Consider the following 24,145-nt stretch of genomic DNA (forward strand, 5'->3'; position numbering starts at 1 on the left):
GAGCTTGCGATGCGATTGACCACCAAGGGTCGTTTTGCCGTAACCGCGATGATCGACATCGGGCTGCGCCAACGTCTCGGACCTGTGAATCTGGCCGCCATCAGCCAACGACAGCAGATCTCGCTGTCATACCTCGAGCAGTTGTTCGGCAAGCTCCGCAAGCACAATCTCGTCGTGTCGGTCCGTGGGCCTGGCGGCGGCTACCATCTTGCGCGCCACAGCGCTGACATTTCGGTGGCCGACATCATCGCGGCCGTGGATGAACGAGGCGCCCTTGGCACTGATGCGGATGATGCAAATGACCTGGGTGAGCAAGGCGCCTCGCCAACCTCATTGTCGCGCAGCACCGAGGAACTCTGGGCCTCACTGAATCAACGCATGCTTGATTTTCTGCGGACCGTCACTTTGCAAAAGCTTGTCGAGGACCAAGTTGCCAAGGGCGTCGAGCTCGAAGCACCCACTCCGGCAAAGCGTGCGATCACCTCGGCTGCCCCGTCAAGCCTGTGCGCACCCGCGCCCCCGAATTCGGTCTTCGCGCTGGCCAATGCGATGTCCAAGCACTGATGTCGTCGCTCGAGCAACCTGAGCAAACGGTCCCTCCACAAGCTGCCATCACAACCTTCACTTCATGCGCTTTATGGACGCCCATGAACGCGCCGCGAGCTGAGCACAGGTCCCGTTAACCAGCGTCACCCTGCGTGGCAGTTTCACCGACGGCGGTGCAGCGGCTCGACGTCGCAGCGCCATCGCTTTGAACCCACGCGACCTTCAGCCATCTCGCGATGATGCACACGGCACATGGAGGTCGATCCACTTGCAAGCGCGCGTTGGGGCCCGCTTGTTGAATCGAATGCCATGGCTGCAACGGTCATCATGACCTTGTCATGGGACGCGCTGGGTCTGGCCATGACCGGCGGTACGTTTGCGGCTTTCGGGATGCTGCTTCACCTCTTCGCATTCGCTGGCGGCTTGCTCAACGGTTTCCGGCACGACGCCACTGTCGATGACCGGCGCCACGCCACGCAACTGCTCGTGGGTTCGGGGATCTGTGCGCTCAGCGCTGCGGCGTTGGGAGCGATCGCCCTGCTGCTTGCGTCCTTTGAATGAGAGGCCATAGCCCGGCCGGCCGCGGTTCGAAGGAGCGTTCCTTCACGAGCAAGCACCAGAGGAGCTGAACAGGCTGCGTGAAACGCCATCCGCGTGCGCGTGGGCGCCAGCCCATCGAGGGCATCTGAACCGGCGCACTCAACGCTCGGACAAGTGCACCACATCCACCATTCAGACCGCTGGCGGTTGCGACGTGGGTCGGCACAGCCAGGGCGAGTTCTTGCGTTCGCGTCGAGCAACCCAACCCAGCGGCAGGTTCGCGAGTTCAACGAGCGTCTGATCAACCTTCACCAACTGACCCAGCCCGACGATCATCGCCTCCGACGCGTCAGCGCCGCTGCCGGGCAGCATCTGCCAGGCGCCGTCGTCCTCGTCGTGGAACACCTGCAGGATTGGTGCAGCCCCACTCATGATGGACCTTACGGTGAAGCAAGCAACGTTCGGGGCATCTTCGAAAGCCCAGGCATCCTCAGCATCAGACATATTTTTGCCAGCAGTCGATGGATCACTGGCACCAGTGAAAGTTGACGTTCGCTGTCGGGCCTTGGCTGAAGTCGGGGGTGTCGAGAGTGACTGCGCCTGGCCGATGGCGGCTGCCTGGCATCGTAGCGGAGCCGGTATTTCCGACGCCGCTTGCCCGGCGGTTCCCCGGCGTTTCCCGCCCTCGGCATGACCTCATCCTCGAGCGCTGTGGCGAATCAAATGATCTGACGCACAGGTGCCTGCTCGTCTCGACACCACCTGCCATGCGGCGCAGATAAGGCGAGCGTCTCAGGTGCCTACACCGTGTTCCAGTCGGCGCCGTATGTGGCGGCCGCGTAGGTCTGGACCACCATCGAGCCGAGCAGACCATGCATCACGTCACCCTGCGCCGCGCGTCGGCTCACGATCGCGGTCAACAACCCCTTGGTGGCGAGCGCCTGCAGCGCGCGATCCACCCATACCTGACGTCGAGCCTGCGGCAGCGCCTCGATCTCTCGGCGCATCATGCGGATCCGTTCGCCAGCAGAATCGGCGGGTGTGATGGGAGTGGTGGACTCTGCGGCAACGGTAGCGGCCGTTGTGTTGGCAGCAGCGTCCGGGGGTACGGCAGCGTCCGCGGTAGGCTGTGCCGGCGGCGATTCAAGATCCTGCTCTTCGTCTGCGTCCATCGGCGCAGGCGCCTCGCGCTCGTTGCGCAGCAGCGAACGGAGATAGGAGTAGGCGTTGTCCACGGCCCGCAGCGAGTTGTTGGCCGCACGCCTTTCCAAAGCGTCGAGTTGCTCGCGCACCCGGTCGTCGCCGAACTCCTTGATCAGGCCATCGAGCTTGATCTCTCGAATGCCCAGAGTTTCTGCGCGAAGCACAAGGTTGGCATCCACCGGCTTGTCAGCGCTCGTCGCAAAGGGCGAACGGGCACGACGGCGAACCGCAAACTGCACTTCGTCGACCACCCTGCCCTGGCGATGCTCGATGAGCTCGATCTCCAGATCCGTCTCCTGGTTGATCTCGGCCACCGCCTCCTTCACGCGCTCGTTCTTGAATTTGCGCCATTCGCGGCGGTCGCCACCAGGCAGATTGCTCAGCGCGTCAGTCCACCATCCCACCGGCTTGCGGCTCGTCACGCCGCCGGGATTGTCCCGGTAGCGCACGCAGATCTCGTACAGCGCGATCGCGGCATAGGTGCTCAAGCGGGCAAGCACGTCGAGCTCGATACGGGCCCACCGCGAGGGCTCGCGCAGCGCCGTCATGATGGACGGGGGAAGGACCAGCTCACCCAGGTCTCGCCGCGGCGAACCTCTAGCGCGACTTCTGACAGCATGGAGAAACCGCGCCATTTGACCCCGTCGCCTGGCGCCGTGGATTCCCAGTCGACCTCCAGGCTTCTCATCTCGCCGAGGTAGCGCTTGGCGGCCGTACGGTCGGCGCCATCGGACCCGGTGGTGCGCAGCACGGCCGCCAGGGGTGCCTCGAACATGAAGTCTGCCAACGGCATCGACGCCATGGCGGTGAGGCGAGCCTGTGACACCTGCAGCAGCACCGTGTAGATGCGGCGAGCGGTCAACGTCACCCGCGCGGACCGCGGGACCATCACGATCATCTCGTGTGGCTTGCGCAGTTCGAGCCCGTCCGTGCCCACGACGCGGGTGGGCGCCGAGGACGAAAGCGGGCTGGAAGCTGTCATCTCGCGATCATATGTCCAAGTCGACGTGGACACCAAACCGAGCGGCCTACCAATTTTGGGGGTGGGAAGTGTCCGAAGCTTGGTTAAAGCGCGGACACTTTGCTCGGCGATCCACTTTCAGGCCGAGTAAAACACGGACATACGGCGAATTCGACGACAGTCCAGCGCCTCATGCCGACGAGTAAAACGCGGACACCGGACCGATTGGCACCCCGTTTTGAGTCAATCCGCCCTGGTTAGATCACGGACGCGGGCCAAAAAACGAGGCTTTGGGGTGGCCAGGTCGTACTGTGGACAACCCGGCAGGGTGTCGTTAGACCACGGACGACTTCCGAGTACGGTACGGACGGATCCGAGTAGATCGCGGACGCATCCGCGTAAAGCACAGACAATTCGCCTCTAGAAATAGCCGTAACCCGTTGATTTTAAAGGGAAAAATCTGATTCGAAGTCTTTGCTAACTTCTTTAAAGATATTAATACCTTCTTAAACTCGGGGAGAAGTTATCCACAATCAGAGAGAACTTCGGCGAAACCTGCTCTGATGGATTGCAGATTCTTCGAATTTCGACGAGTGCTGGGCATAATCGCATGACATCAGCACTTTGAGAGTTTCGCTCGTGGATATCAAACAAACCATCAAACGTCAGTCCCTCGAAGATATCGAGGCACAGGCGCAACGCATTGCCGGCATGATGGATCACATCCGCACCGCGATGCTGGCTCCGACCGCCGCCAAGCTTGCACCGGCGCTGGGTTCTGCGCAACTGGCCGACCTGTGCGGGGTCGACAAATCGAAGATCGCCTATCGCCTCACCCGCGGCGATCTGCCTGCAGGGTCGATTCAAGGCAATCGCCGTGAATGGTCGATGGGGGAGGCCCAACTGTGGTCGCGCGATTTCCGCAGTGAGCACATGCGACCCAAGGGTGCCGCCGGCATCACCATCACGGTGGCCAACTTCAAGGGTGGCGTGGCCAAGACCACCTCCGCCGTGACCCTGGCCCAGGGCTTGTCGATGCGGGGTCACAAAGTCCTGCTACTCGATCTGGATCCTCAGGGGTCGGCCACCACGCTCTTCGGCGTGCTGCCCGATGCCGAGGTCGACACCGAGCACACCGCGATGCCGCTCTTTGCAGGCGACGAGGATGACCTGGCGTACGCGATCCGTACGACCTACTGGCCGAGCATCGACCTGGTCTGCGCGGCCCCTCTGCTTTACGGCGCCGAGTTCGTGCTGCCCGCGCGGCAAGCCAAGGACCCGGGTTTCGAGTTCTGGCGCGTGCTCGACCGAGGTCTTGACACCCTGCGCGAGGCCTACGACGTGATCGTCATCGACACCCCACCCTCACTGAGCTACGTCACCATCAACGCGCTCATGGCGGCCGATGGTGTGATCATGCCCTTGCCCCCGTCTGCACTCGACTTCGCGAGCTCGGCCCAGTTCTGGGATCTGTTCTCCGACCTGTGCAACCAACTGATCCGAAGCCGCGGCAAGAACAAGAGCTTCGAGTTCATCGACGTGCTGCTCTCGCGGGTGGAAGCCTCGGATGCCGCAAGTTCGGTGGTCCGGCAATGGGTGCTCGAGGGCTACGGCGACAAGGTGCTGCCCATCGAGATTCCGAAGACGGCCGTCGCGGCCACGGCGAGCGCCGAGTTCGGTACCGTGTACGACCTCCCGCGTGGGTCAGTGAGCTCGAAGACCTTCGCGCGGGCGCGCGATGCGTACGACAGGATGTGCGAGTTAGTGGAGCAACAGATACGGGCAGTCTGGGCACGTCAGCTGTCCGAAAACGCCATGCTGGTGGCAGGAGATTGATATGGGCTTGAGAGACAAAGCTTCCAAGATCGACTTTGCTTCGCTGACTGCCCCCGTTTCGGTGACGCCCGAAACCAAGCAGCCCAAGACGGCGCCCGGCGCCATGATGGCTTTCGCGAACGACGCGCGTTCGGACCTGCTGCGCGAGAACGAGATGCTCAAGGAAGCCGCGGACAAGGCCGCGGGCCTCGAGGCACAGCTGCAGGAAGTCCGCACGGAGCTCGAAGGCTGGGAGGGCGCTCGCGCGACGCGTCACCTGGACCCGAAGCGCATCGGACGCAGCCGCTATGCGAACCGCCATGAGAGCAGTTTTGTGGGTGAGGATTTCGAACGGCTTAAGCGCGAGATCCAGGAATCGGGCGGCAATGTGCAGCCGATCAAGGTGCGTCCGGCCAGCAAGCCGGGCGGCGAGTTCGACTACGAGGTGGTCTTCGGCCACCGGCGTCTCGAGGCGTGTACGCAGCTCGGCCTTCCCGTGCTGGCCGTCATCGACAACCTCGATGATCGGTCGCTCTTCGTCGAGATGGAGCGCGAGAACCGCGAGCGCCAGGATTTGTCGCCGTGGGAGCGGGGATGATGTACCGGCGCGCGCTGGACTTGGGCCTGTTCACTTCGAACCGCGCCTTGGCCACGGCACTCGGCATTGATCACAGCAACGTGGGCAAATCTCTCGCGCTGGCGCGGCTTCCGGACGAAGTAGTCGCTGCCTTCCGCTCACCACTGGAGATCCAGTTGCGCTGGGCGCCCTTGCTCAACCGCGCGCTCGAGTCGGACGCGGACGGCGTGCGGGCCCGGCCGAGAAGTTGTTGACCCGATCGGCGCGTCCGGCCGCCAAGGAAGTGCTGGCCAAGCTGTTGGTCGCTGATACCGAGCTTCAGGTCGATTCGAAACCCCACACATTGACGGTCAAGAATAAGAAGGCAGCAACGCTGAGCTTCGACGTGGACGGAAGGGCGAATGTGCGTATCCATGTGCCGCTGTCAGTTGAGCGCCGAGCGTCCCTGGAGAAGCTGTTGGCCGAGTTCCTGCAGAACGAGTAGGCAGGGCACCGCAGACAGCGGCGCGATACAACAGAGGGGTGTGGTTCCGAACCACACCCCTTTTTTCTTGCCTCTTGCGCTTTGCCCTCCGCGGTTCGCACCAGGCAACCAGCGATGTCTCAGTGCAACCCTGTCCGATCGTGAAGGGTAGAGTGGAATGGGGCGCGCGGCGGAAGCTGTGCACGAGGGCCGCGACGTTTGGGGCAGGGCGTATCCACAGATGAGTCTGGGGAATCTCGCCGCTCGAAGTGTCCTGATCGACGCAACGGAAGGCTGGTCTGCGGGGAGAAGCTACCAAGTCCGGGAGGCGATCTACTCGTCAGCGTGAGGACCCCGCCTCGAGTGCTCCAATTCATCGGACAAACTCAGGGTGTGGTTCGGAACCACACCCCCCCTATTTTGTGACCAAGAGGACTTCATGGGACGACAGTTCGGGCGTACACCGGAGCCCTTCCTGCCGTCCCGGGCGCCCCATCGGAGACCCGAAAGTGCTTTGGGCTGCACATTAGTAGGAGTTCGTCTCGGGAATTGCGAAGCCGCATCGGTTCTGTTTATTCGGGACCTCAGCCCGTTCAGAGCTCGAACTGCCATAGGGCAACGGGTCTCGCCAGAATGCTTTCCGGCCGAAAGCCGGTAACCCTGGGGTGCCGTCAAATAACCCGACCGATCCCTCGGGTGTGGTTCCGAACCACCCCCCGCTTGGATCCGGTTGGATGGCGATTTCGAGATCACTGCGCAACGAGTGTGCGGCTCTCACCAACTGCTCGGTCCCAGCTCATGCGCCTCGGCATTAAGTGCAGCCGCATCGCGCGCACGGCTGCCGAGCCATGCGAGAAGACCACAGAGATGGCGAAACTTGGCTCCGATCGCCTAGTGCAGGCGTTCAACCTTCCCTGGTGGATACAAGATTCACATTGACTTGCCTGCCCGTTTGCACCCGCGGCGGAGCACGCTGCGCAAGGATCCGACGGCGCAATTACTAGGATGAGCCGCCTCCAACATGCGAAATTTTGTAGATCGAGCGCGGCTGCTAGCAACCATGATGGGGTGTGGTTCCGAACCACACCCCGTGAACCCAATGGCGGATTAGCTCGGGGTGTGATGCGTCCAACTTTCCTTCCGCGGCGAACGATCTCGCACATCGGTGCATACCGAAAACTTTTCCCCACTTGGTGGCTCACCAGCAATACATCCAAGCCACATCGCAGCCCGCGACGCGTTCCGACCCATGAGGGAGGAGAGCGAACAAACCGTCCGTGCTTTACTCGGCCCTGAACTGCCGTGGTGTCGTAGTTGCTACTGCTTCCTTCGGGGCGGGCCCCCGAACATGGCCGGCGGACGGAAGTTCACAGTTCGCCACGTACTTTTCCCCTCAACTCGGAGCTGTCGAAGTCACCACAGAGTCACTGCATCGCCTTTCGATTCACTCACCGACGCCACTGACATCCAGTTGCGCGGCGCGAAACCTTCATCCTGGCTGCCGCCATGAGCTCGGAACAGCGACGGTTAGAGACGCTGATTGCTGTCAAGCATATCGGGTAGCTAGCGCCGGCATTTTCCTGCGCCAGCTCCAATGGCGTTGTGTCCCCGCAGTTACCATTTTCTAGACGGAAAGCGCTCCCTCGCGCACATCCATCATGTCCGAACGCAGTTGCTTAGATAAAAGTGTGCACTTACTCTACACGCAAATCAGCCGCGGAATCCTAGTGGCGCGAAAGGTCCATGACGTTTTCGGTCGTCAGTGCAATTGTTCGCTCAACCCAGCAAGCGCAGCGGACCTAGTGCAGTGATCCGTGGAGCTCGAGAATCGGACGTCGGCCCCGCTGCGCCACATTCCCATCGGTAAAGCCAAAACGGCTCGCCATGCAGCGCCGCGATGATTCGTCCTAAAGTATTCAACGGAACACGAAGCGCCGCCTTGAGAGTGAATCGGGACAAAGTGAGCCGCCACTCGCCGGCATCAAAAGTGTGCGCTAAGTCATTGATTTATCAGGAGATCTGGTGAACCTGCTTTTGCATGAGGGGTTTGTGCATCAAAAAATAGCACGGATGATTATTGGTCGAGGCGCGCAGCGCCCAATGACAGGAGACAGGGCATAGGGGCTCCAAGCAGTGGCCGAAGCTGAGCGACTGCGCGCTTGTACGCATACGAGGAAGGCGCCCACATTGACGAATCCGCTGTGTAGGCCACGACGGCGCTGGCGGTTAGAGTGAGCCGGCCGAGATCTCGCCTTCGCGTTTCCAGCCAGTCACCAGCGCCGGGTTCAAGCCTCGACGGCCAGTGATCACGACAGGCAGTAGTCCCCCAGCGCCAGTCGACCCGTGCACCCAGCATCGGGCGACCGTTCAGTCCGCTGTGAGCGCGACCGGACCGTCCCACAGCGCGCCACAGTTCAAGACCGCTTGCGGGTCGCGACCGGTGTTTTGTCCCAAGCCGGCCCGCGCGCGCAAAAGGCCTCCCACGCTCACCAGCTCTTCTTCGTCAACCCAACCGTGGAGCAAGAGCTGCAGCCAATTCTGAGCGTTGCCTGTGCTGTCGATCTTGTAGCTGGTAGCTCCACGCCCAAGCGTCCCCCATGAAGCGCGGCTTCACCCAATACATCCCGCGGACTGGCAATGCACCCGCACCCCCGTGGAAAGCAAGCCACCGCCCTCCAAGCCAATGCTCGCTCGCTGTCGTTGACCGGATGTGGTCCCGAACCACACGCACACGGACGCTGGGGCAGGGTAGGGAAGGTTCTCTGTGTTTTTCCTCACAGGTGTCCTCCGATTAGCGCCAAAGTTCTATGTATGTGTTTTATGATGTATCTTTCTGAAACATTTACAACCGAAGAGACATGACTAATTCGAAGTTCCGCCGCACCGCTGCCGCATCCGCCGTTCTCACCGTTCTGCTGGCTTCCGGCACTGCCTTCGGCGCCAGTCTGAATTTGGGTGCAGCCGGTACTGCTGGCGGCTCAAACAGCGGCGGCGCCGCAGGCGCGGGCGGCTCCGCGGCTGTTGTGGCAGGGGATGCTGCGACCTCCATAGGCGCCGGGGGCAATGGAGGATCGGCAACTTCAGGTGGGGTTGCTGGCTCGGGTGGCAGCGGCTCAAGCGCTGGATCCAACGCTTCAGCGATCGGTGCTGGCGGCACAGGCGGCTCTGCAAGCAATGGGGCAACCGCCGGACTTGGGGGCGCAGGCGCGACCGCAAGCGGGTTGGGCACGACGGCGATCGGCACCGGAGGCAACGGTGGCGCTGCAACTACCGGCGGAACCGGCGGCAACGGAGGAGCCGGTGCCGTGGCAAGTGGCGCTGGAGCGACGGCCATTGGCGCGGGGGGCTCGGGTGCCGGAGGTTCGTCTGGTCGAACAGCGGCCGCTGGCGGTGCAGGTGCTGCTGCTGCTGGTACAGGATCTATTGCTGTGGGTAGCGGCAGCTTTGCATCTGGCGCGCAGGCTGACGGCGCGTCGGCAATCGCGATCGGAAGTGCGTCCGGCGGAAGACAAGGTGCAGTCGCTTCGGGCGAATCGAGCATGGCGATTGGCGGTGCGTCTGGAACGCAAACCGGCGCAAGCGCCGCGGCCGCCAGCGGCGTTGCGTTGGGCGCCGGCAGCCAAGTCACTGCGGCTGCGACCAACAGCGTTGCGTCGGGGGCCGGTTCCGTGGCCAGCGCAGCCAACACCGTGTCGGTAGGCGGCAATGGTGTGACCCGCAGCATCACCAATGTCGCTTCGGGAAACATTGCCAGTGGCAGCACGGACGCCGTCACTGGGGGGCAGTTGTTCAGCGTGCAGCAGACCGCGAACGAGGCGAAGGCCACAGCTGAATTTGCGTCGGCGATCGCGGGTCAGGCGGGCAAAGATGCCAACGCAGCCCAGCAGTCTGCAAACGCAGCAAACTCCATTGCGGGCACTGCACTGGACGTTGGCAACAAGGCTCAGACCACGGCCACCAATGCGCTGAGCACGGCGCAGACAGCAACGACGGCAGCAGGCACGGCGCAAGCTGCCGCGGACAACGCCCAGGCCACCGCCAGCAAAGCGCTGGGCGCGGCCGGCAATGCACAAAGTACCGCTGACGGCGCTGTTTCAGCGGCGCAAGCGGCTGACAAGGCCGCGTTCATCGCGCAGCAAACAGCCAACTCCGCCAGCAACCTCGCCGGTGTGGCCCTCGGCGTTGGCAATACGGCGAACAATACGGCAAACAACGCGCTGAGCACCGCGCAAGGCGCGTCGGCGGCGGCAGGGGTGGCGCAGTCCAGCGCGGATGCCGCACAGGCGACGGCAAGCAAAGCTCAGGGCGCCGCCGCCAACGCGCAGTCCACTGCCGACAGTGCGTTTGCTGCCGCCATGACGGCAGACAAGGCAGCCTTCGGTGCCCAGCAGACAGCCAACACGGCCAACAACCTGGCTGGCGTGGCTCTCGGCGTGGGAAACACGGCCAACAACACTGCGAACAACGCCCTCGCTGCAGCGGGCAACGCGCAGACGACCGCGAATTCGGGCGTTGCCGCTGCCGCCGCTGCACAGACGACGGCGAACAGCGGGGTTGCCGCGGCCGCCAACGCACAGACCACGGCCAACACGGCGGTGAGCGCGGCCGCGGCTGCACAATCGACTGCCAACACAGGCGTGGCCGCTGCTGCCAATGCCCAAACAACCGCGAACACGGCTCTAGGCGCGGCTGCCAACGCACAGACCACGGCTGATGCCGGTGTTGCCGCTGCTGCGGCCGCGCAGACGACGGCGAATACGGGCGTGGCCGCGGCTGCCGCTGCGCAGACGACTGCCAACGCCGGCGTTGCTGCTGCTGCTGCTGCGCAGACGACGGCAAACACCGGCGTGGCTGCGGCTGCCAACGCACAGACGACTGCGAACACCGCAGTGAGCGCGGCCGCCGCGGCACAAACGACGGCCAACACAGGCGTTGCAGCTGCAGGCGCGGCTCAGACGACTGCGAACACCGCCCTGGGCGTGGCCAACAACTCGGCGCAATACAGCGCCGGCGGGACCAACCTGCAACTCAACGCCAACGGCGGCGCAGGCTCGACCATCAGCAACGTGCGGGCCGGCGCGGCGCTCACCGATGCGGCCAATGTGGGCCAAGTGCAGCAGGCTCAGCAAGGCGCGATCACCAGCGCGAACAACTTCACCAGCCAGCAGGTCATGGCACTGCAGACGCTCATGAATCAGGCGTTCTCGAACGGGCTGTGCAGCTTCTCGGGCGGTAACGTCACCTGCGGCACGGGCGCGAGCGCCACTGGCCAGGGCGCCACCGCCTTCGGCCCGAATGCGCAGGCCAACGGCAACGACACCGTGGCGGTCGGCAACGGCGCGCAGGCCAGCCATGCGGGCTCGGTCGCCATCGGCGCGGGCGCGCGGGCGCTGGCCGATCCGACCACCGCGGTCGGCAACAATGCCCAGGCCCTCGGCAACGATTCGGTCGCGCTCGGCGCCAACACGCTCGCCACCGGCCGCAATGCCGTGGCACTGGGCCAGGGGTCGGTCGCTACGCGCGACAACAGCGTGTCGGTGGGCAACCAGGCCACCGGGCTCGCACGCACCATCACCAACGTCGCGCCGGGCGTGCTGCCCAGCGATGCCGTCAACGTCGGCCAGATGCAGCAAGCCGTTTCCACCGCGACCAACGAGCTCCGCAGCTTCGCCGCTCAGGGCATCGCGTCGGCGCTGGCCATGCCCAGCATCCCCATGCTCGCGCCCGGACAGCGCTGGGTGGGCGCCGCGGTCGGCAACTACGCGGGTGCCTCCGCGCTGGGCATGGCCTTCGGCTACCAGGTCAGCGAGCGCCTGAACCTCGGGCTGGGCGTGTCGACCGGAACCAGCGGCAGCGCCAACCACGTGGCCACGCGGGTGCAGGTCGGCTACGCCTGGTAAGCAATGCTTGACGGTGTCGCAGTGCGTCTTGCATGCGACACCGTTTCGCCGTGACTCACTGCTCCATCGTGGTTGGTAGAGCGCCTGCAAAGATGGCCACATACCAATCGCATGCCCCCAAACGGGAGAAGAGGGGCGCGAAGGTGCAGTCCCAGCGACAACGAGACGTTGATGCTGCTTTGCGAAGACTGATGCAATGACGGCTTGAGGCCGGTTCTGGATTCAGGTTGCATCGTGCCGGGCCCAGCCGGCACGATAGAGTGCCCTCGGCGGACTCTCGCGCGGGCTGAGAAAAGTTAGATGGCAAGTTGGCGGAGGGCGGTGTCGCTCCGCATTAGCGGCCTGCGTTTCGAGACGACGTGCACCAGTGACCGTTCTGGCTTTGCGCAAAGCCGCAGTTATGGCATCGGTTGCGACTGCACCCAACCTCCGGATGCCCGCCAGGGCTATGAGCGAGCGGGCGAAGTCTGGGCTTTGATGCGCGCGGGGTTCCCGACCACCGTCGCGCCTTGAGGCACGTCGCGCGTGACCACGCTCCCGGCTCCGATGACCGCATCATCACCTACCGTGATGCCGGGCAACAAAATGGCGCCGCCCCCGATCCACACGTTGCGCCCGATCCGAATAGGGCGGCCGAACTCGAGGCCGGTCTCGCGTTCCGCAGCGGTGCGCGGGTGGTCCGCGGTCAGGATCTGCACGTTGGGCCCGATTTGCGTCTTGTCCCCGATGTGGACTTCCACCACATCCAGGATGACACAGCCGAAGTTGAGGAACGCGCCCGATCCAAGATGGATGTTGAAGCCATAGTCGCAGTGAAAGGGCGGCCGGATCGTCGAGCCATCTCCCACCGAGCCCAGCCGCTCGGCCAGCAGCACGCGTCGATCGGCGGTGGCCATGCCCAGCGCGGCGTTGTAGCGAACCAGCCACTCTCGGGTCGCCGCCAGATCGCTCTGGAGCTCGGCATCGCCTGCGTCGTAAAGCTCGCCGGCCAGCATCTTCTGTTTCTCGGATTTCATCGAAGGCACTCCATATCGTCGGTCGCGCCAGCCATGCAGGCGATGGCCGGCTGAAGGCAAGCCTAAGCGCCCGGAGCAGCTGTTGGTGTAGGAGCCCGGGCGCAGTCAACCGGCCGATCGAAGGAGAGGACAGCCTTCATCTCGGCGTTGGGGGCGCGAACATCTCCCTGGTGCAACAGGCCGGTTCCCAAGGTACTCAAAGACCTTCTTCAAGGCGCGCAGAACGTCGGCGCCCCCAAAGAGCGCGAGCGTCTGTGGCGAATACACGCGCGACGCGCGCGAACAGGTATCCCGCTGGTCTGCTGGGGCTGGATCCATGTGAGCAGGCGTGCAGCTACGATGCTGCAAGCGAGAAATAACCTTACTCATCAACACTTGGCTGAAGGGGCAACCACCTCTGTGGCAGTGACCTCGGCGTCGACCCCAGTGACGTTGAAATTACCGTCCGGGCTGGGTAAAACCCATCATCGACAGACGCTGTGAGCGACTTCCCCCGCAAATCCTTTGAAGGACAGGTCTACACCTTTGCGCACCTGGGCCAGCGTGTCCTCCCAGTGGATCTGGTGGTTGAGAAGCAGCCGATCTCGGTGCCGGTCCGGGTGACCTTCGGCTGCCACTGCTTCACCGAGGACTTCGACACCGCCAAACACGGCGACCATCACCGTTACGCTCACCTGGGCGAGGTACGAGCCTTCGACGTCGAGCGTTATGCCTGCTCGCTCTAGCTGCCGCGGGTTGTGGACGCGATCCTAGGCGGGACCATCTACCGCTCCGATCAGAACTACACCTACGTCTCGCAGGTGGTGATCCCGCCGGTCTCCGGGCAGCAGCCGTACTCAATCTTCTTCAGCCTGGAAAAGACCAAGAAGGCCGCAGCACCCGCCGTGGAGATGTACGTGAAGAGCGCCTACCTCAGCCCCTTGAAACACAAGCCGAACGCCCAGAACTGGCGCTTTAAGGCCTTGGTCGGCGAGACCGCAGGGCTGTTCGATCCGAAAGCCAAGGGGCGGAAGAAGTGACCACAGGTCCTGACCCGTCAATAGATCTCAGAAACCGCGCATTGACCTTGGCACTAACAACTGTTATCATGGCCACTCAAAGACAGTTCGAGAGCGAGTGCGTATACGAACTAGCTGCCTGGAAACAGGTCCTGCACACCAGCAGGGGTAACAGAGCCTCGCAGCGATAGCCCTCGGGCTATCAAGGAAAGGGCCTCCGGGCCCTTTTTCTTTGGCCGCGTCGATCCCAGCACCCTCCCCAAACGAAACTTGACCAGGCATGGACTGGTCGGGCTTAAGACCCTGGCTCTGACACCAGGGCGAGATCTCACAGTGGCGACACTGCGAGGGGTAAGGCCGCTGTTAGGGCCTCATGCCTCACGGTACTGCGCGCGCAATTTGTCGAGTTCTGAATTGTTTGCGTATCTGCTTGGCGACCAGCGGGCTCCGTGGCGGCGAATCCCGTCCTTGATGAACACCTCGGACATGCTGTCCAACCGGGAGTCAGCATTCGATGGAAATCAACAACCCGTCCATGAGGCGAGAGGCCGTCGGCGCCTGCGTCCTCAGCCGACGGCGGCCAAAACGCGAGCCACTGCCCATGGTGAACTGACTGGACTCGCCCGACCATGGGCGCTGAAAGAGCCGGCGATCCAGCATGTCGTGTCTCGACGCTCTCCCGGCCGCGGCTGGTTCGCGGCACAAACGGGTGGAATTCGTCGTTGGCTCAGACATAGAGGGCGTCCGTGCCCGGCGAGGCGGTCTTGGCTCGCGCGGAAAACCCCTCGTACAAGAAAACGATGTTGTCCGCCGGGTCACCCGAAAGTCGCCCCCGAACCTTGTCGAACGTCATCATCGCCACGCTGAACTTCGGTGGCCCGACGACCAGGACGGGCTGCGATCGAGCTTCATGCCACTGGTAAGTGCCACCGTGTTGTCGACGTCCAACTTCGAGAATGTAAGACCCCATCAGTTCGACCAAGCCCTTCACATCCGCAGGCGGCATTGCCTTGGCATATGGCGACGCCTCCGCCAGCATCTCCTCCACGATGGAAAGACTCTGCTCGGAGTAATCGAGCCGTCCTCCGGCACGCGCCTGGAACTGGGACACGGCCAGCGCCGCCTTCTCGCGGACCTGCGCCGCGAGGTCGGGGCCTTGGGCAGACGCCGGCGAAGCCTCCATCACAGTCAGAGCGAACAACGCTGCGAGGGCCGGGTCAAATCGAAGAAGGGTCATGCTGCGCGTCGGATGGGCGGGCAGGTTGAAGGCCGCGCGATAGCGCGGAACACGAACCCTGCCCTGGGTGTCTTTTTGGGCTGCTGGGCGAAGCCGCTCAGCATCGTAACGGCCCCGTGTCGATCCAGCGTGACTTGGCCCAAGGCACATCTCAGGGCCAGCACCAGCACGCACATGCGAGGGTCACGGCCGGTGAGCGGTGAGCACTCACCCTCAGCGGGACGCGGGCAAGACCCGCCAGCCGTGACGATCAAGCCGCCGCGGAACGCGGACGTCGATTCGGCATGGCTTCGCGCGAGGCGTATTCCGCCTTGGCCCGGTTGACTGCCTCTTCGGGCAGCAGCTGCAGCTTTCGGCAGCTCGAGCACTGATACAAGCGACGCTGAGACAACAAGCGCATCCACCCTCGTCGCTCCACGCGTCCCAGGTGATTGGCAGTGCAGTCGCAGGCGGAAAAGATCGACATGTTTGCAGAGAAAAGAGTTGCGTCCATCGCTGCCGGCAAGCGTGGCGAGTCCCTCGCTTGTCGTGGCCATGGTGAGGCGCATCACACATGGCGCGCTTTTCTTCCCTTGATGCCGGTCGCAAGGCGCAGCATCTGTGATTTGATTGCATTTTGTTTCATTGGGCTTAGCATTGCAACCAAATGATTACATTGTCTCGGTGCGCGGGCTGAGACCGGCGGAACAAGTGCGCCTCGCGTGCATGACCGTTTGGACCAGCCGGAAGCGCCCTCCGGTGAGGTTGCCCATGACAGACACCATCTCGCAGGTTTTCGATTTGCCAAGGCAGTTGGACGACCGCGTGCGCGTGTCGCGTCCAGTCCGTGCCGTGTTCCACGTGGCTTCTCGGGAGGAGGTGAACCGGTGGCTTCTTGGGAAAAGCGGAGAGGCCATGACCGACCAAGACCTGGTGCTGAAGTACGTCGTTGAAGTTCGCGATCTCTCGCACGACGATGAACCCTGCCTGTCCGTTGAGGACCTCGCGAGCGACAAGCGGGCCGCGGCGATGCTCGCCGCCGTCTTCCTCCGCAACATCGAAGGGTGAAGACTAACTTCACAAGCCCAAGGGCAGAGGCAGGTCAGCGCTAGAAGGGGGCGATGCCAACATGAGATTCGGACGCCACTTCGACCCTCAGCGCTGGAGCGCTGTCCGACCACGTTGTTCCGTTGGGCAGAAGGCAGCAACTCTCGACCAACGGCGACGCCAAGGCTCACCCAGTCCGACCACAGGTTTCGCTGTGCACGTCCAACCGTTGCCTCCTTGGTAGAAATCGCGGAGCAGACTCGGCGCAGCCCACTATCGATGGCGACTTGAGCGAGCGAAAAAAAGATGACTTCGGCCACCTGCGCAACGAGAGGTTCTTCCGGTGCTTGGATGGTCTGGACGGCTCCTACACCAATTTCGCACGGCCGAGGCCGCGCACGCTGACTAGAGGCATTGAGTTGGGGGGCCGAAGACGGGACCCCATGTCGACACCCTCAATGGATCGAAGCATGCCAACATGAAGGAGCTGCGCTTCAAGGCTCACAACGGCTCGGAGATCTGACGGGCGGCCTTCGCCTTCGATCCGCAGTGAAAAGCGTATGTGCTGGTAGCCGGCGACAAGCATGAGCAGGACGAGGCGGCGTTCTATAAGGCGCTGATCAACACGGCCGACAAGAGGTTCGACGCCCACCTGAAGAAACTCGCCAAGGACAAGAAGGAATCAACATGAGCACCACGCTGCGAAGCATCATCGAAAAGTTTTCCGTCGAGGATCAGAAGCTCATCCAGAGCAAAGCGACCGTCTTGGCAGAGGAGATGGTTCGTCATGCGGGCTCATTGGCGGAGGTCCGCGCTGCGTTGGTCAAGACCCAGGAGGAAGCGGCGCGCGTTCTCAATGTCAGACAAAACGCTGTTGCTCAGCTGGAGAGGCGTTCGGACCTGCTGCTTTCTACATGGCGCAAGTACATAGAAGCAATGGGCGGAGAACTGGCCGTAGCTGTCAGAACTGAAACGGGCACTGTGATCATGCTTGATAGTCTGAGCTCGATTGCCAAACCGTCGGCGCCGCGTCGCACGCGCGCGTCTGGCGTTGCGCGCAAGCGGCAGACTCGTCCTGCCGGCAAGGCCAAGGTCGAGCGCGGAGGGGCCGCTGTCGCCTGACGACCCGTTCGGGCAAGAATGCATCAATATGCCAGTTGCAACCTGGTCAGTGCAGCGTGGGTGGCAGCCGCAGATCGCGGCCGCTTCCTGAGCGAAGCCTGCGGCTAAGGACGAAGGCCGTTAGCTTGCCTCCTGTGCAACAAGTCTCTCAATCAAGAGAGACTCATCGGCTCAATGGGATCACGCGCCGTTGGTGCGTCGAATCACCACGGGACCGATGCCCTCGTAAACCGTCGCGCCGTCCTTGAGCGACGTGACTGACCAGCGCGCACCAGGCGTCACCTTGTAGTCGCCCGGCGCCATCGGCAGCTCGCGCATGTCTTGTACCTCGTCGCTGTACCAGACGGGTGTGACCAGCACGGAGTTCTCGAACAGGAAAAAATCAGCTTGGCTCATCCGGCGATTGTCGAGGTGGGGGGAGAAGACCGGGCACGTCGTACATGACCGCCCGGATGTGATCGCCAGCGTTGCGGTCCCAGTCACCATAGTGTTGGCCGATTTCGGCACACATGCCGACCACAAGTTCGGCAAATTCAAGGAGGGTAGGGCGCAGCGGCTCGTCCGGCGCCAGCTCGCCGGCCTGTCTGGCCATGGCCGCGTACTCGGCCTGGATGTCCACTTCAAACCGGCCGAACTTCGAAGAACGCCTCGTCGGTGTCCCCGAGATCTCGGAAGCCTGCGGTTCGCGCAGCGTCATAGGCCTTGGCCCAGCGCTGCGCCAGCGCCAACTCGTCCTTCGTGAGATCCGCACCGCTGGACTCGTAGGCGTTCTGGTAGGCACGCAGCGCCGGCACCACATCCTCGCCGAGCTGGCGCTCGAGCTCACGCGTGAAGCGCTGCTCGGATACACGCACGACATCGGCCGTGGCGTGCGGGTAGTCCAGGAGCTTGGCAATGAAGGCAACGCGGTGCGGCTGCAGCAGGATGTCGAAATTCAGCGGCGCGTCGACTGCCGCCTCGACCTCAAAAAGTTCAGTGTTGTTCATGGCGCATCCAGTCAAGGCTTCGTGCTTTTCTGTGTGGTCCGGTTGTCGATGAAGAAGGTTGAGGTCAACACGGCAGGCCGCGGGGGGGGAATGAGGCCCTCACTGCGATCTCGAAGCAACGACGCCCGCCCGCTTGCGCCGCGCCAGCGGCAAACCACGGATCGCTCGCGTCGAGAGGAACACCCGCTAAGCGGTGGCGAGTGCGGACTCCCTGGAACGACGCAGGCTCTTGGGCCGGCAGCCTGCTTCGGACACACGGAGAAGGCGTCAACTTGTCCATCAAAAGGGCAGCGCACAGAAGGTCGCCCGGATGTGATCGCCAGCGCTACCGTCTCGCGGATGGCGGTACTGCTCCGCGGAGGCTGCGCAGAGCTCCGCCACGCCGTGCGCAAATTCCTTGAGATCTTCTGGAAGCGCCTGGCCGTGGTCGATCAGGCCGATGTTGCCGGCCAGGGTGCGGAATTTCTGTTCGGCCTGAACTTCGAAGCGGTCCGCGCCCGTGTCGAAGCCGAAGCGCTGACGCGCGCACTCTTCGGGAGGCCGATGGCTCAGAAAGGGGTACACCGCATCGGCCTCGAACGTCAGGTATTCGATGTCGACGCGGCCCTGATGCAGGCGCTGGTACTCGTCGCTAAAGCGCCGGGTCCAGTCGCGCTTGGCGTTACGTCGCGTCGCAAGGCGGATGAACTCCCCATTGGAAACGGGGCCGTCGGGCGCCGACTCGGCGCCGGGCAGGGGCGGGGTGATGTCCATGGACTATCTCCGATAACTGTATGAAAATACAGTATCGACCCGCCACAACCTGACCGTCAATGGGTTCCCGAGCGCAGAATTCAGCCAAGCCATGTGCACCCGCTACATCACCCCCGAAGACCGCGAGATCGAAGCTGCTTGGTACATCGGCGCGCGCAGCGCTGAGCGCTGGATGCGCAGCATGCGGCCGCTTTCCACCGGCGTCTTCATCCGCCGTGATCGCGAGCGGACCGAGTACGCCCGTGAGTTGGTGGCAGGGCAGTGGGGGCTGATCCCAGCGCACTCGCCGAGCCATATCCCCCAAAACAAGCCGCGAAGAGGTGAGACGAAGTCCAAGCGGCTGTCGACCTACAACGCCCGGTTCGATGGGATCGAGAAGAAGCCGACCTTCAAGGATGCATGGACCCACAGCCGGCGGTGCGTGATCCTCGCCGACAGCTTCGATGAACCCTGCTGGGAAACTGGCGCCAACGTGTGGTGGCGCTTCAAACGCACGGACGGCCGCCCTTGGGCGCTCGCGGGCCTATGGAGCCCCTGGCTGGACCGGGAGACCGGTGAGATGTGGGAGAGCTTCACCATGATCACGATCAACGCCAACCTGCACCCAATCATGGCCAGGATGCACAAGCCGGAGGTCGACAAGGCGACGAAGAGGCCAATCGAGGTGCAAGACAAGCGCTCGGTCGTCGCCATCGAGGAGCGCGACATCGACCGCTGGCTCACCTGCTCACCGCGGGAGGCCCGAGAGATGGTCGAGCTCATCCCCCTTCACCTGATCGACGCCGCACCGGCGCCGACCGTGCCCGAGGCGGCCGAGGCAGGTCAACAGCGAGAAGTTGAATCCTCGGAAGAAGGCTGAGCTTCCACCGCGGCCCATGGCGGAAACCGACGAGCCGAGGGCCGGGCTACTGCCCAGTTGATGGCATTCGAGATACGGAGTCCAGCGGGCACTCGGTGCGACCGCAGAGTGCTAGGCAAAGCAACACATCGGTGCTGACTCCTGCGCTACTTGGCCTCAGCAGTAGTGAGAGCGCCGACGGCTGTGATCGCGTTGCCTGACTCGTTCGCCATACCTGGCTCGACATCACGCCATTGTTTCGGGCTTGTAGAGCGAACTTCCTCCCTTGAGGATGCAGGGCAGGGAACAGCGGCGTGTGTACGTGCGCGGAACGTACGAGTCGTTCAAAACATTTCCGAGCATCTGGATGTCGTGCACGAATGTCCGTGCTCAGCATGGTGGAAGGCGCTGCGCGAGCTGGTGAATTCTTCGCCGGTTTCAGACATAGCGCGGAGTACGACAGACTGAATTTGTGAGTACGAACGGCGTTAGCGCATTTACGTGCCGCGTGTTTCCCTGAGGTGAACCGGCTCAGCGATCGATTGCGCGCCCCGGCTGATCCTGCTCGTTTGTTGCTGGGGCTCGTGCAGTACCAACGGGCTAGAGCCCTGAAAAAGGTATGGCGTGATGCGCTCGTTTCGCGCGGTTCGCTGAGGCGCAAGCCTTTCTGTCATGTCGGTATCAGCTCTCCTGCCTACTTCCTCATCGTCAGCCGGACAAAGGTATTCATCGTGCGCAGCGCTGCTTTTCGGCGCGCGGCCCGCTTTTAAGTATTGGCGGAAAGGGTGGAAGTTTTGTCGCTGTGCTGCGAGAACGTCCTTTCTAGACTGCGCTCGAGTAAACCGAGAAAGCAACGGGCTCACTGCAGCACGTCACAAAAAGCCCGGCATCACATTCGATAAGGAAACCATTCATGCCCAAGAAAAGGAATTCGCCATTCCTTGAGCGACGCCCAGGCGGCAGCCTTCGGCTCTGCAAGCCTCGAGTGAATGAGGACTTCGCCTCACCTTTCGAATTCTTCCTGAACATGGAGAGGGCGCTGGTCCGCGCCAACAATCTACAGAGCAAGTTCGACGTGATCGCGCGATATGCGCGACCACTTGGCTTCGAACGTTGCGCCTACGGCGTCAGAATTTTTGACTCCTTCACGCGCCCTAAGACGCGCATGATCAACAACTACAGCGCGGCTTGGCAGCAGCGCTACCAGGAGGCGGGTTACCTGAGCATCGACCCAAGCGTAGCGCACGGCTTGCGATCCCACGCACCGCTGGTCTGGAGCACTGAGCTCTTCAGGAGCACCCCTCAGTTCTGGGACGAAGCGCGCGAAAGCGGCTTGCGCTACGGATGGGCTCAATCGTTCTTCGATGCAGACGGTTGCGTAGGCATGCTGACAGTCGCTCGCTCCCACGAAAAGCTAACGCCCTCGGAACTTGCAATCCTCGGCTACCAACTTCACTTGCTTGCCGATGCCGCGCATCGGCACTTGTCGGCTCAGGTTCGAAGGGACGAGCCTGACGACTTTCCCCTCCTGTCCGACCGAGAGCTCGAGGTATTGCGCTGGACAGCGGATGGCAAGACATCCGAAGAAGCCGGCATCCTCCTGGAGGTTTCCCCCAACACGATCAAGTTCCATATGAAGAAGGTGATCGAGAAGCTGTCCGTGGCTAACAAGGTAGCCGCTATCGCTCGCGTGGTAAGCCGTGGCCTGCTGGTGTAACTGCTCGGCAGGCCACTAGACCCGGCGTTCTCTCAGCCTAGGCACACGAAACTCCCTGACCCCTAGGGGCTCGTTTGTGTTTACGGACTCATAATCCGTTGGTCGCTGGTTCAAGCCCAGCACGGCCTACCACCAGATACCGCGATTTTGCTTGGATGTTTGCTATGAAAAATATAGCATTCTGCTTTCAGGCAGTTAGAGTTTCGCTCTTTTGTCACGATCCATGTCTCGATACAAGTGAGATCGTTTGAGACGATCTGAGTCATTGTGCGGCTGCTCGTGATGGTCGAGCGTCGGCGGCCGATAGTCGAAATGCTGAAGTTTCCGGTCCAGCGGTCCAGCGGTCCAGCGGTCCAGCGGTCCAGCGGTCCAGCGGTCCGCGTTTCAGTTACGATTGAGCGAGCATTCACTTCCGTGTTACAATTTGCCGACTGCGGCTGTAGTCAGTTGGATAGAGTACTTGGCTACGAACCAAGGGGTCGTGGGTTCAATTCCTGCCAGCCGCACCATTTTTCGTGGGTCAACTCGTCTTTCGGAGTTGCCCCTTTTCTTTTTTTGACACGAGACTACGCCCCTGTAGGGCGGCCGCCACGCTTCTCTTCGGTCTCCAAAAGCCTGATGCACGAGGCACTCTTTTCTTGGTCATAGGCATTCTGTCTGTCCGTGTGAAAGCTGCGGCTGCCGCGGCAGTGACTGCTTCACTCTGGCCAGCCGCGCGCGGCCGCAGACCGACCTGATGGACTGATGACTAGGAGCGGCCAAAGCGATCGGTCGCCCTAAGGCCGGAATCGGCAGAAGCAGCGACGTCGAGAACGACTGCTCCAGACTGATTGCCGTGGCTGACGAGCCGCACCGCTAAAGTCAGCTTCCGGCGTCAGTGGGCAGTCACGTAGGACAGCAGAATGGGACACGAGGGGAATACAAGCGCGTACGGCCATCTGCTGGCAAGCGCTTCCGTGGCGTTAAGCCGTTCCCATCAGTCGCTCGCAGCCGAAGGCCAACGCTTGCAAGTCTTTTTAAAGCGACTGGGCTCACCCTGGCAAGACCAACGCGCCCACAGCGACAAGCCAGGGAAGCGCCGACATGAATGCGACCATCATGGCCTTGGACACCCACTCATGTTTTCGCAAAGCGATCTTGGCGTTGATATGCACTTGGATCGCCAAGTCGCTCACCAATGCATGGTCGCTCGCCTTGATGAATGTGTCGACGTAGTCGACCTGCGCGTACCCTGCAATTTTTCCGAAGAAAAACAACGAATCGGGACCTTTGACGCGCGGATAGACCGCCATGGCCGCGCAGGCGAGCGACACCACCCCAAACAACGCGCACATCGTCGCAGATCCGATGGCCCACGCTGACTTGGTCGTCGTGGTCGCAAACGCGGCACCCAGGCCCGCCAGCATGGCAACCTGAATGGAGACGACGACACCGACCTTGACTTCCGCTGAGGCAATCCAAGCGAGCTGCCGCTCGAGCGCCCATCTCGCGTCGGCTAGTGCATCGGCGCGGCTCATTTTGCTTCCACCAGCGAACTGCGCACACCCTTCTCTCGAATAACCGCCTTGATGCGAATGATGGTTGAGCCCAAAGCGGATGCAAGATTTTCCGAGGCCGACTCAGTCTTGTACTCCAGGGGATTTAAGCCTTTAAAGTCGCTTGGTAATTTGACGTCCTCGCCACGGGGCACAAGCAGCAGAGTGCGTGGGCGGCCGAGGCGCGACATGAAGAACCCGAGTTCGAAGATGACGTTGTCCCGCGGAGTCATCGACTTTCGGTCTCGCGACCGGACCAGGTCGTCGGGCTGTGCAATGGCGATGCCGAAGTCTGCTTCATTGACTTCGCGTTCGAGATCTTCGAGCGGATAACTTCCCGCACGGAAAATAAAATCTTCGCTCCAAATCTGGACGGTTGCATTTTCATGGTCAAGACCTACCTTGATCGCTTCGGCGATCGAGAGCGCCTCTGCCGAGCAGATGATAAAAACGCGCGGGCGTGGATTCTGCCGGTTGATAAACTTGTTGCGTTGATGTAGCCGCCCCGCCAAGTCAACCGCCAGAAGCTTCCAAATGCGCGGAAACTCCTCGCCGACGGCATCGAGCTGCGAATGTGTGATTTTCCAGGCGATCGTCTCCTCGTCCGCTTGGACGGTGGCGGCACGCGCAATCTCCGCGTTGACGGCTGACATTTCACCGACCGTGAGATTTTTCTCTCTCGGATACATCCGAAAGCCGTTGGCGATGACACACGCCTTGCCGGCGAGCAGGAAGTAAAGATCCCTGTCGTGGGCCCCTTGCTCGATGATGTTCTGTCCCGCCGAAAACGCCATGAGTTCGCCAGCGTCAGCCAGCCGTGCAGCGATGGCCGCATCGCCTTGGACGATCTTCTGTGCCCTCAGCGCCTCGATCAAATCTGGCCGAGCTTCGAACCTTGATTTCAACGTCATG

Annotated in this window: 25 protein-coding genes and 2 tRNA genes; 16 read left to right on the plus strand and 11 right to left on the minus strand. The window is 62.2% G+C overall.

All coding sequences use genetic code 11. From position 1 onward, the window contains the following. Positions 1 to 9: 9 nt before the first annotated feature. Positions 10 to 564 carry an Rrf2 family transcriptional regulator gene (locus ACHMXE_RS06185; protein ID WP_395347314.1) on the plus strand — a complete coding sequence of 185 codons (555 nt, stop codon included), beginning with the start codon at positions 10 to 12 and terminating at the stop codon, positions 562 to 564. A 234-nt stretch (positions 565 to 798) separates the two neighbouring features. After that, entirely contained in the window at positions 799 to 1,107 is a 309-nt protein-coding gene (locus ACHMXE_RS06190) for a hypothetical protein (RefSeq protein WP_395347315.1), read from the plus strand. Between the two features lie 171 nt (positions 1,108 to 1,278). Here the strand turns inward: ACHMXE_RS06190 and ACHMXE_RS06195 are convergent, their stop codons facing one another. The 3 genes from ACHMXE_RS06195 to ACHMXE_RS06205 form a co-directional block, all read right to left on the minus strand. After that, complete coding sequence (locus tag ACHMXE_RS06195; protein WP_395347316.1) at positions 1,279 to 1,491, minus strand: hypothetical protein; 213 nt, start codon at positions 1,489 to 1,491, stop codon at positions 1,279 to 1,281. Positions 1,492 to 1,886: 395 nt separating this feature from the next. Beyond that, positions 1,887 to 2,837 carry a hypothetical protein gene (locus ACHMXE_RS06200; RefSeq protein WP_395347317.1) on the minus strand — a complete coding sequence of 317 codons (951 nt, stop codon included), beginning with the start codon at positions 2,835 to 2,837 and terminating at the stop codon, positions 1,887 to 1,889. Next, positions 2,834 to 3,271 (minus strand): hypothetical protein, encoded by a 438-nt coding sequence (locus ACHMXE_RS06205; protein WP_395347318.1) that lies wholly within the window; start codon positions 3,269 to 3,271, stop codon positions 2,834 to 2,836. Before ACHMXE_RS06205 ends, ACHMXE_RS06200 begins: the two co-directional genes overlap by 4 nt. A 618-nt stretch (positions 3,272 to 3,889) precedes the next feature. Here ACHMXE_RS06205 and ACHMXE_RS06210 point away from each other — a divergent pair. The 5 genes from ACHMXE_RS06210 (at position 3,890) to ACHMXE_RS06230 (ending at position 12,005) form a co-directional block, all read left to right on the plus strand. Further along, entirely contained in the window at positions 3,890 to 5,086 is a 1,197-nt protein-coding gene (locus ACHMXE_RS06210) for a ParA family protein (protein ID WP_395347320.1), read from the plus strand. Between the two features lies 1 nt (position 5,087). Further along, positions 5,088 to 5,663 carry a ParB/RepB/Spo0J family partition protein gene (locus ACHMXE_RS06215; protein WP_395347322.1) on the plus strand — a complete coding sequence of 192 codons (576 nt, stop codon included), beginning with the start codon at positions 5,088 to 5,090 and terminating at the stop codon, positions 5,661 to 5,663. Then, complete coding sequence (locus ACHMXE_RS06220; protein WP_395347323.1) at positions 5,660 to 5,896, plus strand: hypothetical protein; 237 nt, start codon at positions 5,660 to 5,662, stop codon at positions 5,894 to 5,896. The genes ACHMXE_RS06215 and ACHMXE_RS06220 overlap by 4 nt, the downstream gene beginning before the upstream one ends. Continuing rightward, positions 5,893 to 6,126 (plus strand): hypothetical protein, encoded by a 234-nt coding sequence (locus tag ACHMXE_RS06225; protein WP_395347324.1) that lies wholly within the window; start codon positions 5,893 to 5,895, stop codon positions 6,124 to 6,126. The genes ACHMXE_RS06220 and ACHMXE_RS06225 overlap by 4 nt, the downstream gene beginning before the upstream one ends. Before the next feature lie 3,518 nt (positions 6,127 to 9,644). Then, complete coding sequence (locus tag ACHMXE_RS06230; RefSeq protein ID WP_395347326.1) at positions 9,645 to 12,005, plus strand: YadA family autotransporter adhesin; 2,361 nt, start codon at positions 9,645 to 9,647, stop codon at positions 12,003 to 12,005. A 446-nt stretch (positions 12,006 to 12,451) separates the two neighbouring features. Here the strand turns inward: ACHMXE_RS06230 and ACHMXE_RS06235 are convergent, their stop codons facing one another. Then, on the minus strand, positions 12,452 to 13,021 hold the full coding sequence (locus ACHMXE_RS06235) for a sugar O-acetyltransferase (protein WP_203208197.1): 570 nt from the start codon (positions 13,019 to 13,021) through the stop codon (positions 12,452 to 12,454). A 479-nt stretch (positions 13,022 to 13,500) separates the two neighbouring features. Here ACHMXE_RS06235 and ACHMXE_RS06240 point away from each other — a divergent pair, with 479 nt between their 5' ends. Continuing rightward, positions 13,501 to 13,746 (plus strand): hypothetical protein, encoded by a 246-nt coding sequence (locus ACHMXE_RS06240; RefSeq protein ID WP_395347327.1) that lies wholly within the window; start codon positions 13,501 to 13,503, stop codon positions 13,744 to 13,746. 12 nt (positions 13,747 to 13,758) lie between these two features. Then, entirely contained in the window at positions 13,759 to 14,040 is a 282-nt protein-coding gene (locus ACHMXE_RS06245; protein WP_395347328.1) for a hypothetical protein, read from the plus strand. Positions 14,041 to 14,746: 706 nt separating this feature from the next. Here ACHMXE_RS06245 and ACHMXE_RS06250 read toward each other — a convergent pair. Further along, positions 14,747 to 15,256 (minus strand): hypothetical protein, encoded by a 510-nt coding sequence (locus ACHMXE_RS06250; RefSeq protein WP_395347329.1) that lies wholly within the window; start codon positions 15,254 to 15,256, stop codon positions 14,747 to 14,749. 750 nt (positions 15,257 to 16,006) lie between these two features. On the opposite strand from ACHMXE_RS06250, the gene ACHMXE_RS06255 reads away from it, so the two are divergent. From ACHMXE_RS06255 to ACHMXE_RS06265, 3 genes are all read left to right on the plus strand, one after another. Beyond that, positions 16,007 to 16,303, plus strand: coding sequence for a hypothetical protein (locus ACHMXE_RS06255; protein WP_296736322.1), 297 nt, complete (start codon positions 16,007 to 16,009; stop codon positions 16,301 to 16,303). Between the two features lie 541 nt (positions 16,304 to 16,844). After that, entirely contained in the window at positions 16,845 to 16,973 is a 129-nt protein-coding gene (locus ACHMXE_RS06260; RefSeq protein ID WP_395344889.1) for a hypothetical protein, read from the plus strand. Beyond that, entirely contained in the window at positions 16,970 to 17,404 is a 435-nt protein-coding gene (locus tag ACHMXE_RS06265; RefSeq protein WP_395344891.1) for a hypothetical protein, read from the plus strand. Before ACHMXE_RS06260 ends, ACHMXE_RS06265 begins: the two co-directional genes overlap by 4 nt. Positions 17,405 to 17,584: 180 nt before the next feature. Here the strand turns inward: ACHMXE_RS06265 and ACHMXE_RS06270 are convergent, their stop codons facing one another. The 4 genes from ACHMXE_RS06270 to ACHMXE_RS06285 form a co-directional block, all read right to left on the minus strand. Next, the gene (locus tag ACHMXE_RS06270; RefSeq protein WP_395344893.1) at positions 17,585 to 17,800 is read right to left on the minus strand and encodes a hypothetical protein; all 216 of its coding nucleotides are present in this window, start codon (positions 17,798 to 17,800) and stop codon (positions 17,585 to 17,587) included. Then, entirely contained in the window at positions 17,787 to 18,023 is a 237-nt protein-coding gene (locus ACHMXE_RS06275) for a hypothetical protein (protein ID WP_395344895.1), read from the minus strand. Before ACHMXE_RS06275 ends, ACHMXE_RS06270 begins: the two co-directional genes overlap by 14 nt. A 1-nt stretch (position 18,024) precedes the next feature. Next, the gene (locus tag ACHMXE_RS06280; RefSeq protein WP_395344897.1) at positions 18,025 to 18,390 is read right to left on the minus strand and encodes a hypothetical protein; all 366 of its coding nucleotides are present in this window, start codon (positions 18,388 to 18,390) and stop codon (positions 18,025 to 18,027) included. 279 nt (positions 18,391 to 18,669) lie between these two features. Next, complete coding sequence (locus ACHMXE_RS06285) at positions 18,670 to 19,143, minus strand: hypothetical protein (RefSeq protein ID WP_395344899.1); 474 nt, start codon at positions 19,141 to 19,143, stop codon at positions 18,670 to 18,672. A gap of 91 nt (positions 19,144 to 19,234) precedes the next feature. Between ACHMXE_RS06285 and ACHMXE_RS06290 the strand changes: the two genes are divergently transcribed. The 4 genes from ACHMXE_RS06290 to ACHMXE_RS06305 all read left to right on the plus strand — a co-directional run bounded on the left by ACHMXE_RS06290 (position 19,235) and on the right by ACHMXE_RS06305 (position 22,207). Further along, the gene (locus tag ACHMXE_RS06290) at positions 19,235 to 20,002 is read left to right on the plus strand and encodes an SOS response-associated peptidase (protein ID WP_395344901.1); all 768 of its coding nucleotides are present in this window, start codon (positions 19,235 to 19,237) and stop codon (positions 20,000 to 20,002) included. Between the two features lie 964 nt (positions 20,003 to 20,966). Further along, positions 20,967 to 21,698 carry an autoinducer binding domain-containing protein gene (locus tag ACHMXE_RS06295; RefSeq protein ID WP_395344903.1) on the plus strand — a complete coding sequence of 244 codons (732 nt, stop codon included), beginning with the start codon at positions 20,967 to 20,969 and terminating at the stop codon, positions 21,696 to 21,698. Positions 21,699 to 21,764: 66 nt separating this feature from the next. Continuing rightward, positions 21,765 to 21,830: transfer RNA gene (locus tag ACHMXE_RS06300), tRNA-OTHER, on the plus strand. Positions 21,831 to 22,131: 301 nt separating this feature from the next. Beyond that, positions 22,132 to 22,207: transfer RNA gene (locus ACHMXE_RS06305), tRNA-Arg, on the plus strand. 522 nt (positions 22,208 to 22,729) lie between these two features. Here ACHMXE_RS06305 and ACHMXE_RS06310 read toward each other — a convergent pair. Both ACHMXE_RS06310 and ACHMXE_RS06315 read right to left on the minus strand, forming a co-directional pair. Continuing rightward, positions 22,730 to 23,215 (minus strand): Pycsar system effector family protein, encoded by a 486-nt coding sequence (locus tag ACHMXE_RS06310; protein ID WP_395344905.1) that lies wholly within the window; start codon positions 23,213 to 23,215, stop codon positions 22,730 to 22,732. Next, positions 23,212 to 24,144, minus strand: a complete 933-nt coding sequence (locus tag ACHMXE_RS06315; protein WP_395344907.1) for a TIR domain-containing protein — start codon at positions 24,142 to 24,144, stop codon at positions 23,212 to 23,214. Before ACHMXE_RS06315 ends, ACHMXE_RS06310 begins: the two co-directional genes overlap by 4 nt. Between the last annotated feature and the right edge of the window lies 1 nt (position 24,145).

The sequence above is a fragment of the Variovorax sp. UC122_21 genome (assembly GCF_044056785.1).
Classification (GTDB): Bacteria; Pseudomonadota; Gammaproteobacteria; order Burkholderiales; family Burkholderiaceae_C; genus Variovorax.

Excerpts from the sequence above, each read along its gene's own strand:
- ACHMXE_RS06200 (WP_395347317.1), bottom strand. The coding sequence starts at position 2,837 with ATGACGGCGCTGCGCGAGCCCTCGCGGTGGGCCCGTATCGAGCTCGAC.
- ACHMXE_RS06265 (WP_395344891.1), top strand. The coding sequence starts at position 16,970 with ATGAGCACCACGCTGCGAAGCATCATCGAAAAGTTTTCCGTCGAGGAT.
- ACHMXE_RS06235 (WP_203208197.1), bottom strand. The coding sequence starts at position 13,021 with ATGAAATCCGAGAAACAGAAGATGCTGGCCGGCGAGCTTTACGACGCA.
- ACHMXE_RS06285 (WP_395344899.1), bottom strand. The coding sequence starts at position 19,143 with ATGGACATCACCCCGCCCCTGCCCGGCGCCGAGTCGGCGCCCGACGGC.
- ACHMXE_RS06290 (WP_395344901.1), top strand. The coding sequence starts at position 19,235 with ATGTGCACCCGCTACATCACCCCCGAAGACCGCGAGATCGAAGCTGCT.
- ACHMXE_RS06185 (WP_395347314.1), top strand. The coding sequence starts at position 10 with ATGCGATTGACCACCAAGGGTCGTTTTGCCGTAACCGCGATGATCGAC.
- ACHMXE_RS06250 (WP_395347329.1), bottom strand. The coding sequence starts at position 15,256 with ATGACCCTTCTTCGATTTGACCCGGCCCTCGCAGCGTTGTTCGCTCTG.
- ACHMXE_RS06220 (WP_395347323.1), top strand. The coding sequence starts at position 5,660 with ATGATGTACCGGCGCGCGCTGGACTTGGGCCTGTTCACTTCGAACCGC.
- ACHMXE_RS06310 (WP_395344905.1), bottom strand. The coding sequence starts at position 23,215 with ATGAGCCGCGCCGATGCACTAGCCGACGCGAGATGGGCGCTCGAGCGG.
- ACHMXE_RS06230 (WP_395347326.1), top strand. The coding sequence starts at position 9,645 with ATGGCGATTGGCGGTGCGTCTGGAACGCAAACCGGCGCAAGCGCCGCG.
- ACHMXE_RS06280 (WP_395344897.1), bottom strand. The coding sequence starts at position 18,390 with ATGAACAACACTGAACTTTTTGAGGTCGAGGCGGCAGTCGACGCGCCG.
- ACHMXE_RS06215 (WP_395347322.1), top strand. The coding sequence starts at position 5,088 with ATGGGCTTGAGAGACAAAGCTTCCAAGATCGACTTTGCTTCGCTGACT.
- ACHMXE_RS06205 (WP_395347318.1), bottom strand. The coding sequence starts at position 3,271 with ATGACAGCTTCCAGCCCGCTTTCGTCCTCGGCGCCCACCCGCGTCGTG.
- ACHMXE_RS06270 (WP_395344893.1), bottom strand. The coding sequence starts at position 17,800 with ATGAGCCAAGCTGATTTTTTCCTGTTCGAGAACTCCGTGCTGGTCACA.
- ACHMXE_RS06315 (WP_395344907.1), bottom strand. The coding sequence starts at position 24,144 with ATGACGTTGAAATCAAGGTTCGAAGCTCGGCCAGATTTGATCGAGGCG.
- ACHMXE_RS06190 (WP_395347315.1), top strand. The coding sequence starts at position 799 with ATGGAGGTCGATCCACTTGCAAGCGCGCGTTGGGGCCCGCTTGTTGAA.
- ACHMXE_RS06255 (WP_296736322.1), top strand. The coding sequence starts at position 16,007 with ATGACAGACACCATCTCGCAGGTTTTCGATTTGCCAAGGCAGTTGGAC.